This is a genomic window from Sessilibacter sp. MAH1 (assembly GCF_054658315.1).
On the sequence record NZ_BAAGIC010000005.1, the window covers coordinates 145,122 to 156,637 of the forward strand.

Annotated in this window: 13 protein-coding genes; 10 read left to right on the plus strand and 3 right to left on the minus strand. The window is 39.7% G+C overall.

The genetic code is table 11. The features are described from left to right. The first annotated feature begins 17 nt into the window (after positions 1–17). The 7 genes from ACYQ28_RS07115 (at position 18) to ACYQ28_RS07145 (ending at position 5,524) form a co-directional block, all read left to right on the plus strand. Entirely contained in the window at positions 18–779 is a 762-nt protein-coding gene (locus ACYQ28_RS07115; RefSeq protein ID WP_460049105.1) for a TSUP family transporter, read from the plus strand. Between the two features lie 355 nt (positions 780–1,134). After that, the gene (locus ACYQ28_RS07120; protein WP_460049107.1) at positions 1,135–2,004 is read left to right on the plus strand and encodes a hypothetical protein; all 870 of its coding nucleotides are present in this window, start codon (positions 1,135–1,137) and stop codon (positions 2,002–2,004) included. Positions 2,005–2,007: 3 nt separating this feature from the next. After that, positions 2,008–2,463, plus strand: coding sequence for a hypothetical protein (locus tag ACYQ28_RS07125; RefSeq protein ID WP_460049108.1), 456 nt, complete (start codon positions 2,008–2,010; stop codon positions 2,461–2,463). A 508-nt stretch (positions 2,464–2,971) separates the two neighbouring features. Beyond that, entirely contained in the window at positions 2,972–3,427 is a 456-nt protein-coding gene (locus ACYQ28_RS07130) for a hypothetical protein (RefSeq protein WP_460049109.1), read from the plus strand. A gap of 566 nt (positions 3,428–3,993) precedes the next feature. Then, positions 3,994–4,617, plus strand: a complete 624-nt coding sequence (locus ACYQ28_RS07135) for a hypothetical protein (RefSeq protein WP_460049111.1) — start codon at positions 3,994–3,996, stop codon at positions 4,615–4,617. Between the two features lie 304 nt (positions 4,618–4,921). Next, the gene (locus ACYQ28_RS07140; RefSeq protein ID WP_460049265.1) at positions 4,922–5,170 is read left to right on the plus strand and encodes a DUF4160 domain-containing protein; all 249 of its coding nucleotides are present in this window, start codon (positions 4,922–4,924) and stop codon (positions 5,168–5,170) included. Positions 5,171–5,179: 9 nt separating this feature from the next. Continuing rightward, positions 5,180–5,524, plus strand: coding sequence for a hypothetical protein (locus ACYQ28_RS07145; protein WP_460049113.1), 345 nt, complete (start codon positions 5,180–5,182; stop codon positions 5,522–5,524). Positions 5,525–5,739: 215 nt separating this feature from the next. On the opposite strand, the gene ACYQ28_RS07150 is transcribed toward ACYQ28_RS07145, so the two are convergent. The 3 genes from ACYQ28_RS07150 to ACYQ28_RS07160 form a co-directional block, all read right to left on the minus strand. Further along, complete coding sequence (locus ACYQ28_RS07150) at positions 5,740–6,333, minus strand: DUF938 domain-containing protein (RefSeq protein ID WP_460049114.1); 594 nt, start codon at positions 6,331–6,333, stop codon at positions 5,740–5,742. A 111-nt stretch (positions 6,334–6,444) separates the two neighbouring features. Further along, the gene (gene yaaA / locus ACYQ28_RS07155; protein ID WP_460049116.1) at positions 6,445–7,221 is read right to left on the minus strand and encodes a peroxide stress protein YaaA; all 777 of its coding nucleotides are present in this window, start codon (positions 7,219–7,221) and stop codon (positions 6,445–6,447) included. A gap of 40 nt (positions 7,222–7,261) precedes the next feature. Continuing rightward, positions 7,262–7,735 (minus strand): DUF4265 domain-containing protein, encoded by a 474-nt coding sequence (locus tag ACYQ28_RS07160; protein WP_460049117.1) that lies wholly within the window; start codon positions 7,733–7,735, stop codon positions 7,262–7,264. 197 nt (positions 7,736–7,932) lie between these two features. Between ACYQ28_RS07160 and ACYQ28_RS07165 the strand changes: the two genes are divergently transcribed. The 3 genes from ACYQ28_RS07165 to ACYQ28_RS07175 all read left to right on the plus strand — a co-directional run bounded on the left by ACYQ28_RS07165 (position 7,933) and on the right by ACYQ28_RS07175 (position 11,141). Then, positions 7,933–9,204: a M48 family metalloprotease gene (locus tag ACYQ28_RS07165; RefSeq protein ID WP_460049119.1), complete on the plus strand. Its 1,272-nt coding sequence runs from the start codon at positions 7,933–7,935 to the stop codon at positions 9,202–9,204. Between the two features lie 525 nt (positions 9,205–9,729). After that, positions 9,730–10,896, plus strand: a complete 1,167-nt coding sequence (locus ACYQ28_RS07170) for a Na/Pi symporter (protein WP_460049121.1) — start codon at positions 9,730–9,732, stop codon at positions 10,894–10,896. A gap of 20 nt (positions 10,897–10,916) precedes the next feature. Further along, a complete protein-coding gene (locus ACYQ28_RS07175) occupies positions 10,917–11,141 on the plus strand; it encodes a hypothetical protein (RefSeq protein ID WP_460049122.1) in 225 nt (74 codons plus the stop codon). Positions 11,142–11,516 lie beyond the last annotated feature (375 nt).

The following is an 11,516-nucleotide window of genomic DNA, read 5'->3' on the forward strand; positions in this document are numbered from 1 at the left end:
ACCAAAGGTTTATTTTTTTGGAAACACTACCACTTGCTCTAGATATTCTTGTATTACTATTTATTACCGCCGTCACAGCGGGATTTATTGATACACTCGCAGGCGGTGGTGGCTTAATTGCACTTCCTGCACTTATTCTTGCCGGAATTCCGCCACTGCAAGCACTGGGCACCAATAAACTGCAAGGCTGTATTGGAACAGCAACCTCAACCTATTTAATGATTAAAAAAGGTCGCGTTACCATTGCCGAAATAAAACCCTTATTAATTACTGCGTTTATAGGATCCAGCCTTGGTTGCATAGGCGTGCAATTTATTAATAGCGATGCGCTTGCGGTAGTGATACCTATCGTATTAATTATTATCGCCACGTATTTTTTAATTGCACCAACACCCAGTACCGACAGCAATAAAAAACGCGTTACCGAAAACCAATATAAAAATGGCGTAATACCCGTCATTGGATTTTACGACGGATTTTTTGGCCCTGGGACAGGCTCTTTTTTTGCCTTATCGTCAGTCGTACTTAATGGCAAAAACCTTATCAGCGCAACCGCATTAGCCAAACCACTCAACTGCGTCACCAACATAGCCGCATTAATTATATTCATTAGCCTCGGCCAAGTCGCGTGGCTTGCAGGCATCACCATGCTTATCGGACAAATTATTGGCGCATCCATAGGCTCACACACCTTACTCAAAATAAACCCACTCTATATTCGAATATTAATCGTTATTATGTGCGTGACCATGTTGGTTAAATACTGTTTTTACTCTTAAATCTTACACAAACAATTCGTTAAAAAACTTCTAAAAAATAAAATTAAAAAATTATTCGGTTAAACCAACACATCTAAATATCTTTTTATTCCTTAAAAAAATATCCATTCTTAAGTTTACTGATAGAACTCTCAGTAAATACCTTTTGAAATCACACTTCTTATTAGTATGGCTTTTCTTACAATTTATTTTTTTGCATAACCTCACCAACCTAAATTTAGGGCTACAGGTTTATTAAAATATTTACTACTTAATCACAATAAACATACCAATTTCAGTATGCTTAGGTTTGTGTATTTAAAGTTAAATGAAGCTTATAACTCTTATCGTAATCCAGTAAATGGAGAGCAACCACATGCTTACCGAGAAAGAAAAGACTGTACTTCAACGCGAAATTTTGTCCAATCAACACGAAATCTATGTAATTTCATTTGACGAAATGGACGCCATTATAAGATCCTCGCACAAAGGGAATAAACCCTCAGTAAAAGAAGCTTGGGCAAAAGTAAAAGACGCGGCAGGTGTTGGAGCTAGTTATTATGCATCCGCAGATGATGTAGTAACTGCGACTAAGCTTGTCGGGGATCTCGGAGGTATAGGGGCAAAAGTCTATATCAAAAATTACGGCGGCAAGCCTCATATAATCCTTAAAGGACATGCTGGACTTAGAGCAACATTGACAGCGACCAAATACGGAATCAAGAATCCCAAAGTGATTTCCATGGGGCTGGGTAAAGCAGGGGCAGTCGCCGCCGCCAAACAAGGTGGAATCATTACCATCGTTCTGCTTTCAGCATACAGAGTTATAGACTATTTACTGACCGACCAAACAACCCTAAGTCAGCTAGTAGGAACTTTGGCCACAGACGTTGTGAAAGTAGGCATAGCTACCGCTGCATCCATAGGTGCTGCTACTGCAATGGGTTTCTTTACATTTGCAGTTGGGCCGATATTGTCTGTAATTGCTGTTGGAATAGGTGTGTCGATGCTTTTAGAATACACAGATGCTAAGTTAGGAATTACCAATCGCGTAATTGCTGGTTTAGATGAACTTGGAGAAAGTGCGACAGACTTTCTAAATAGAAAAAAGCAACAAGCTACTGACGCAGCTGCAAACACCATAAATAATGTTATCGATTACGCGATAGGTTCCGCACGAGCCATAGTTATTAATTGGTCACGAGATAAGATAAAAAAATACCTGTCACCATATAGGAGTTTTTAGTCAATGCAAGATAGAGAAAAACCGCCATTAGGAATTCGTATATTTACACCTATATTTTTTATACTGAGTTCATTAGCTGCTTTATATTGGTTTTTCTTTCGCACATTTGAGATATTTATTAACCCTTTATCGCCTGTAGAGGTATTCGATAAAGGATCTTTTTACATGCTTGGCGTAGGTATTGGTTTATTAATTCTTGCAATAGTTACCGTTCAGGAAGGATGGTTAAATAAAAAGCTATCAAAAAAACAGTCTTCTTTTTTGACTAAAGTGGCTATATTAAGCGTTGTATTAATTTTCCTAACACCCCAGCTAATGCATTATTGTGCAAATAAATATCTAGCAAGAAAAGGATACACAGTTTGTGATGAAGCTTCACACCAGTGGCTATTTGTTCGAGATATTGTCTATCTCGAACCTTCAGTTGATTGCACGAAAGACATAGTTAAAGCACAATAAACTTATCTTCGATAAGAACGAATGTTTAGATATTTTCACCCTATTAGATACAGAAATATTTTCTGAAGATTATAGTGTTGATACCTTGACTGGAAGCTCATTCAAACAATCGGCTAATAATACAGCAGCTTTATTTCTTAACACTATGCACAAACACACTCGCTGAATTGATCTAAATTCTGACTAATATTTTATGATTTTTAAAAAATGGCTTTATTATTTTTCAAAATTCACTTTGTTTGATGAAATTCTCGGTTTCATATATTGGGCCGCAGCCCTTTATGGTTTATTCCTCATCACACGAAACACCGGAAGCAGTATAGAATTGTTTTTTTTCATAGCAATTTATGTAGTCGTGATTGTTATTTTATATATTCTTGCGTTAAAGAAAATTACAAAATTTTTCAAAAGATATCCAAACCAACTCTAAGACATACCCTTTAAGCATTATATCAATAATTAAAAATCCATATAAATATTTCATGTTATACGTAAAAACCATACAACAATGGAAAATAGAGAACCATATTCAATACTTAATAAAACAATTGGACCCCCACTGTTTTTAATAGGCGGAATATCCGCGACAGTGTGGTTTTTTTATCGGATATTTTTTCTTTTTCTGCATATAACAGGCCCAATAATTGTATTCGATAAGGGCTCATATTATATGCTTGGAGTCGGTATTGGTTTGCTATCACTTGGAGTTGGTATTGCTATAGAGTTTTGGGGTGGAAAACCAGCCTCTGATAAACAAGGGAAACTTATATCAAGATCAGCAATTTCAGGAGTTGTTTTGGCTCTTATAATTCCTCATCTTTCACATTTTTCTGTAGACGTTTATTTGTCAAAAAAAGGCTATAGAGTTTGCAATGAAGCTTCGCACCAGTGGCTATTTGTTCGAGATATTGTCTACATCGAACCATCTGTTGATTCCACAAAAGACCTTATCAAATCACAATAACTCTTATATCAGGCTAAAGTGACCTCCCTAAAATTCTAATTTTTTAAGTATCCATGAACAACAAACAATATAAAGAACTACTTGAAAAGACAAAAACCCAATAGAGAAATTAAAAAACAATAAAAAATCCTCAGCCACTAGGCACTCTTCGATTAAGGTCACTAATCCTTTTATGAGAAATTACAGGAAATTCGAAAATGAACGATATATGCCCATGGTGTGAGTCAAGAGTTGAGTTTGAAGAGGGGCCAACTACATGCGACTATTGCGGAGCTGATTTAATGTGTGTAATCGGTGATATTCATGGCCCTGATAATATTATCTTAATAAAAGAACCAATTGACTCAAAAAGTTAACTAAGAAACCGTGGCTTCCATTAATGTCTATTAATCTAAAGATTTCAGCGACAAAATAATGTGCCGCCAATATCAGGGGCAGCAATTGATAAAGTCTAGAAGAAATTGAAAGTCAAATTTTTAATACCTAACCACTGATTAAATCATGGTTGAGTTAGCCATAAGCTCGTATAATCTATCACTAAGAAATTTAAGCATTCAAAGAATATTATGAAATCATTTGTTTTGGCATCACTTACTTCGCTGCTATCTGCAATTACTGTAGCAGATGAACTAACCTGCAAAGATTCAATTGACCGTATAGACACCAAAGCCATTTTAGAGCTATGCGATGAAAGTAAATTAAACACTTCTTTAGAGAAGTTTATTTACGCCAGAGCACTTAGAGAGCACTACTTACCTAGATATAAATTCGATGCTTATTACGTATTCGGCGTTTATAAGGCTGATGAAGATGATCTTAAAATAATGCAAAAAATTGCTGAACTGACATTACCAGAAGCAGAAACTGGCAAAGGTGAAGCCCCTATAGTCTACGCAATTTTATCCTCTATTTTAGCTCAAGATTCGCCTGATCCATTAGAAAATAGTCGCAAAGCTGAATTAGCGTCAGAAAAATGGTTCAAGCTTTCCGCCGAGTCAGGAAACCCACATGGCATGTTTCTTTACGGTATGCAAGGCGTCGATAAACGCACAAAAAAAATCACTAATGTAAAAAAATTTAGATCACTTGCTAGCGCCGCAATAATACATGAATATCAGCCAGCGATTCTTTTCTTAGAAAAAATGGGAATCTATAAGAACGGCCACATTAACCAAGAATGGTCAAATTAACTCTTTCTAAAACAAATGTAATTCGGCCGATATAGATAAAAAGCCTTAAGATAACCTCCGTCTATTTTCTGGTTAAATAATTTTAACCAGAAAACGTGTTATTCCAATCAAAAATATCCATTCTTAAGTTTACTGATACAACTTTCAGTAAATCTCCTGCGTGATCACATTTCCCACCCACGCAGATTGATCTGAAAACTTATATCTTGCATAAAGCCAAATATCCAGACCCCCACGCTATTTATTTTTTAATAAAAAATTAAAAACTAGAGACACTTTTATGCCACCAGTATCTCATCCATTTATGAATGGTAGACTTGTTTGCTATATCAATTATGTAGATCACGCCCCGCCGCATATTCATGTAAAATACCAGCAAGATGTTAGTAGTTACAGAATAGACATCAAGACAAGACAATGGCTTCAACCGGGAAAGCAACTCCCTAACAAACTGAAAAGATTGATTGAAGCATGGGTTGAGGTGCACGAATCTGATCTATTTATTCAATGGAATAATGCTCAGAGACGAATTCCAGTGCGGATAGTAGGATGAGGAAAATATATGTGGAATGAATTAGAAGCTTACCTTAGCTCCAACAACGTAATTATTGAAAAAGGCATACTGAAAGTTGAATATATCGATGGGTACATCCTTCAAATTTGGTTTGAGGAAGACTTAAACGTATCGATTTACAATCTGGATTTTCTGCCAATAATTTCATCGCCAGATGCAGGAGAAGTTTTTAATAGACTACTTAACAAAAATTTATTTATGCAAGCCGTGGGTAGATATAACATAACTTGGTACGACGAGGAAACAGGCGAATATAACGAAAACGCAATAGATATTTCACCCGAAGCTGTAAAGTGGTTCTGTAAAAAATTCGGCAAGATCATAAAAAATTAAAAACGAAAAATACAAATTAATGAACAAATAAATTAATATCATCGAATTATTTTTAATCCAGAAGACTCCGATTAACCTAAAATTTCCTGTGATTCATTGATACGTGACCAATTTTAGGAACGGTATGTAATTAAAATCTTGAAGTGATTGGAATCCAGTTTTTTCCCTCTGATTAAATCATAGCAGAGTTAATCAGAGGCTCCTTTGTTAATTTATTATTTAGTAAAAACCAGCAACTGATTATTCGCAGGCATGGCGTTATCTTCTTTGAACGTGAGGCCAATTTTTGCAGCGAGTTCTTGTATAGCTTCTATATCGCGGATGCCGCTAACGGGGTTTTGGTCTTTGAGCCATAAATCAAATTTGGCGTTACTGGGTGTGGTGAATTCGCCGTTGTATTTAAACGGGCCGTAGATGATTAATTGGGCGTTGTCGCCAAGTACGTTGGGCAGGCCTGCAAAGAATTGTTTTACCGAGTCAAAGCTCATTATGTGAAGGGTGTTGGCGGTGTAGATGGCATCTACTGTTAATTCCGGCCAACCGCCGTTTACGTCTAGCTCGAAAGGGCGTTCGATATTGTTACCGGTGTATTCATCCAGCCATAAGTTAATGCCGGGGTGATTTACGGCAAGGTCTGAGGTGTGCCAACGCAGATGCGGTAATTCTCCAGCAAAATAAACCGCGTGCTGGCCGGTGCCAGAGCCAATTTCTAAGAGGTTTTTCGTTTCGGTTAATAATCGTTGAAGATGATTAAAAATCGGTTCACGGTTATTAATGCTGGCGTTAGAAATTGGTTTTTCTGTTGACACAAATTACCTCGCTTAATTGGGTTTTTGATGTTTACCCAAAATTAATATACATATTTTTATAGGAAACTCTGATTAATCTAGAGTTTCCTATAATCAAATAAATAAGACCTGTTATTGCGCAACATCTCGCGTAAATACCCAGGTGTTGCCTTTGCTTAGGCCTTCGTTGTAAACGTAGCCATTGCTATCAAACCCTTTTAGATCTTGTGCTTGGGTAATGCCGTGGCGTATGGCCCAGGCGCTCATTAGGCCACGAGCTTTTTTGGCGTAAAAGCTGATAATTTTATACTCGCCATTTTTTAAGTCTTTAAAGGTTGGGGTAATAATGTCGGCATTCAGCACTTTTTTATTGACCACTTTAAAGTATTCGTTGGAGGCGAGGTTAACCAGCGTTTGGCTTTTAAGGGTCTTGAGCTGCTCATTAAGCGCCTCGGTGACTTTATCGCCCCAAAATTCGTAGAGGTTTTTGCCGCGTTGGTTTTCGAATTTGGTGCCCATTTCAAGTCGGTAGGCTTGCATTAAATCGAGTGGGCGCAATACACCGTATAAGCCCGATAAGATTCGCAGATGTTTTTGCGCAAAACTAAATTCTTCTTTGCCAAAGGTTTCGGCTTCTAAGCCTGTGTATACATCGCCTTTAAACGCCAGCACGGCCTGTTTGGCGTTGATTTTATCGAAAGGTTGCGACCACGCTTGAAAGCGATCAAAGTTTAAAACGCCTAACTTGTCGCTAATGCTCATTAGGTTTGAAATATCTTGGGGCGCAAGTTTACGGAGGTCTTCGATTAACACTTCGCTGTCATCAAGAAAACTCGGTTGGGTTGCGGTTTTGGTGACCGGTGCGGTTTCATAGTCCAGCGTTTTTGCTGGCGAAATTACCATTAACATATCAAAGCCATTGTCTTGTTTGTTGCAAAATAAAGCGGATTTATTCCGGCTTTAAAATTTCATTCCACCAATTGAGTGGCGTTGTGCCATCTTCTGGACTGTAGACATTGCCGTAACGCCAAACACTACCGGAATGCTCGCCAATGTATTTATTCAGTATGTCTTCTATGGCATTAAAGCCACAAGACACGTGAATGCTGTACACCAACAGTCGTGGTGACTCGATATCCAGTTCACCACCGAGCTTCTCGATACCAGAGGTTAATTCTTCGGCGAATCGTTCGGCATTTTCAGCATAAACACGAATGCATAAATTGCCCGAGCGCTTGACCAGCTCAAAAGAGTCGCCATCGCGTTTGATGGTGTCGCCTCTAGCCAGCCCTTGCACAAACGCAGGCGATGTCACTAGTTGGCAGCTGTCGTCATCGTTAATGGTTACACGCAGCTTTTCAACCACGGTTTCGCCGTCGGGACGTGTTCCGGCGTACATTTCTATTACTTGCAGAGCTTGCATTTTATTTGGCCAATGTTTCGTTATCTTGGGTTATAGACGGTGTTTGGCGTTATTATAACGGCACTCCGGGTGCAGGGCACAAACGACCTATTTTGCAGTCGATAGGTGCAACCCGAATGGATTAAACGGCAGCTTAAGCCGATTTTATTACTCAATATATTATTCAGTGCGTAAATTCATAGTAAGAGGAAGTTCTTGTGAAATTATCCAAACGTATTGCTATTGGTATGATAGCGGTGTTGCCAGCACTGCATGGCTGTACCACGAACCCTGTCACAGGACAAAGCCAATTTAGTTTGTTGTCTCGTGCTGATGAGATTGCCATCGGCGAGCAACAGTATGTTCCCAGCCAACAAAGCCAGGGTGGCGAATACACCGTTGACCCAAATCTCAACGCGTATATTTCTTCGGTGGGTCAAAAACTGGCGCGCGTTAGTGATCGACCAGACTTGCCTTACGAATTCGTAGTCTTAAATAACGATGTGCCAAACGCTTGGGCGTTGCCGGGTGGCAAGATTGCCATCAACCGGGGCCTGCTTTACGAATTAGAAGATGAATCGCAACTCGCAGCAGTTTTGGGCCACGAAATTGTTCACGCCGCAGCCAGACACGGTGCCACTCAGCAAAGCCAATCAACCATTCTCGGTGGTTTAGGTTCTTTAATTCAGGCCGTAGGTGAGAGCTATGGTTATGGCGCCTTAACTCAGCAAGGCGTGGCTTTGGGTGCATCGGCTTTTACGGCCCAATATGGCCAAGGCCAAGAGCTCGAAGCCGACCGCTATGGCATGGATTACATGGGTCGTGTTGGATACGAGCCAATGGGTGCGGTTGAATTGCAACAGACCTTTGTGAAGCTCTCAGAAGGTCAAAACACCAGTGCCTTACAGGCTTTCTTTCAAAGCCATCCACCTTCACAAAAACGCGTTGCCGCCAACCTAGAAAAAGCACGTAGCATGTCTGACGGTACCCGCAACAAAGCAGCCTTTGATCGCGCTATGTCCCAGATTCGTAAAGATAAACCCGCCTACGATTTGCACACCGAGGCATTAAAACTCGCGGGCGCTAAAGATTATCAAGGCGCTTTAGCAAAAGTTGAACAAGCCATTGCGAAACAACCTAAAGAAGCTTTGTTCTGGACGACCAAAGGCCAGTTACAAACCGAATTGAAAAACGAAGCCGCCGCGAAAACGTCGTTTAATAAAGCGATTAGCTTAAACAACGAATACTTTGCGCCCTATCTGTACCGAGGCATTATTTCTGTTAATCAAAAAGAATACGCCGCTGCCCGGTCTGACCTGCTACAAAGTAATCAATGGTTGCCAACGGCTTACGCGACCTATTACTTAGGTCTGAGCAACGCCAATTTAGGTAACATTGTCGAAGCTCGCCAAAACTTTACTGCGGTTCAGCAAGTTGGCGGAGAGTTAGGACAAGCAGCCACTCGTCAGCTAGAACAACTCGGAAATTAGTCTTACTTTTCGGCAAATTTCTACGTTCATTTTTAATGATCACCGGTAACTCTGCTCACCTTGGGCGGAGTTACTTTTTTAAACCTCGGTTGCGCCCTCGGTATATATTCAGAGCTCAAGAACACAATTGCGAGCACTGGGTAGCACAGCTCAGTTCGAGATTTTTTGCACCAAAGTACAACACAGAAATTCGATGACTCCTCGCCAAAATCTTTTTTTACGGTCTGAAATCTTCGGGCAGTAAAACATATCATTTATGTTATTTAGCAAACCAAAAACTAACCCTGCCGTACTTTTACGGCTGTTTTTACCGTTCATTCTGTAAAATAAAGTTTACTGGAAAACTCAACTTTGAAAGAAAACGCACCACTTTGGTACTCATAAACAATAAAAGATCGATATTGGAGAAAAATTTACAGATTCTCCCGTTTCTTTTGAGTCTCGTCATAAATCTGTCACAAAAACGACACAAAATAGCGGAGGTAGGCGTTTTACTTCGTAAATCTCTCAAAAAGATCTCATTTTATGACAATCAATACCTCCGCCACGTCATTACCCCAAACTGAGTATACCCAACGTAACTGGCAAAACTGGTTGTTGGTGGCAGCTCTCGTTTACTTATTGTTAGTCGCAGTTTCATTAATTGGTGGCGGTTTTAAGCAAGCAGCCGGTACCAGTGCAAAAGAATTATTTGAATTCGCCAGCAACCCAATCACTGGCTTGGTTATCGGCACAATCACCACCGCGTTAATTCAGTCGTCCAGTACCGTAACATCCATTATTGTGGGTTTGGTTGCCGGTGGCATGCCCGTCAGCGTCGCCATTCCTATGGTAATGGGCGCCAACATCGGCACAACTATCACCAATACTATTGTCAGCCTTGGCCACATCAAACAAGGTGAAGAGTTCCGACGCGCCTTTGCAGCTGCAACCGTGCACGACTTCTTTAATGTTTTGTGCGTACTGATTTTTTTACCGCTTGAAATCATGTTTGGTCTTTTAGATCACATAGGTGCTTTTTTTGCCAAAATGTTAGTGGGTAGCGAATCGGTATCAATGAGCGGCCTTAATTTTATGAAAATGCTGGTCGGGCCACCGGTTCATCTGCTTAAAGATATTCTTTCACCTCTATCATCAACTTTTGCCGGTGTGATCACGATTATTCTTGGTGTGGTCTTGATTTTTGCGTCAATTACCTACATTGGAAAATTACTGAAAGTATTGATGGTTGGTCGCGCTAAAGAAGTGTTGCATTCCGCCGTTGGTCGCGGCCCAGTGACCGGAATTTTTTCGGGCACATTAATGACTGTGTTGGTTCAGTCTTCATCTACAACCACCAGCCTTATCGTCCCTCTGGCCGGTTCTGGCGTGTTTTCTTTACGTCAGATTTATCCTTTTACTCTTGGGGCAAATATTGGAACCTGTATTACCGGTTTATTAGCGGCTACCGCCGTGACCGGTGCTAATGCTGTTTTTGCGATGGAAATCGCGCTTGTGCACTTGTTTTACAATTTAATCGGCGTAGTTCTGATCTACGGCATACCTATGCTGCGCGAAGTACCGTTAAACTGTGCTAACTGGCTTGCTGCCTTGGCCGTAAAAAATAGACTGTATATCGCTGTTTATATTTTGACAGTATTTATAGTTATTCCGGCAATTTTAATTATTGGCAGCAAACTTGTTGGCGGATAAACAAAATAAAGGTCGATGCAATGGACTCTATACAATCGCAAAAGCAAGAGCTGCAAGAAAGAATTCAAAACCTTGAAGCAACGTTAAAGGAATTAAACCAAAAGCTGGAGCAGTTAGAACAGCAAGAACAACACGAGGCGATTGATCACCTAGAAATGTATTTAGAAGAAGTTGATCACCACACTTCTCATTTACAAAATGTTGGCCAATTATTAGTGAATGAAATTCGCAAGGTATTTGCCTAGGCCGGTAAATATCATCGGTAAGTACACCCGCCTGTAACTTCATGCAATTTGTATGAAACATCAACCGTAAAACAGTTCTTAATAGTCTGTTTTACGGCTTTAACACTTCCCACGTTAATATTTCTCAATAAAAACCGTAAACATTTTCCACCCTGCATTCGCATGTTTAATTTTTTTCGATATCGAATAATTTGTTTAATGAATTATTTGTACAAAATTATCTTTCAGAACCATTGCACAGCTCTCTGCAATTCACCGATGAATACAATATAGGAACCTCTGATTAACTCATCTATGATTTAATCAGAAGACAGAAATTGAAAATGCGATTTCCAATTTCTTCACAATTTCAATCACTTACCGTTCTTGAAATTG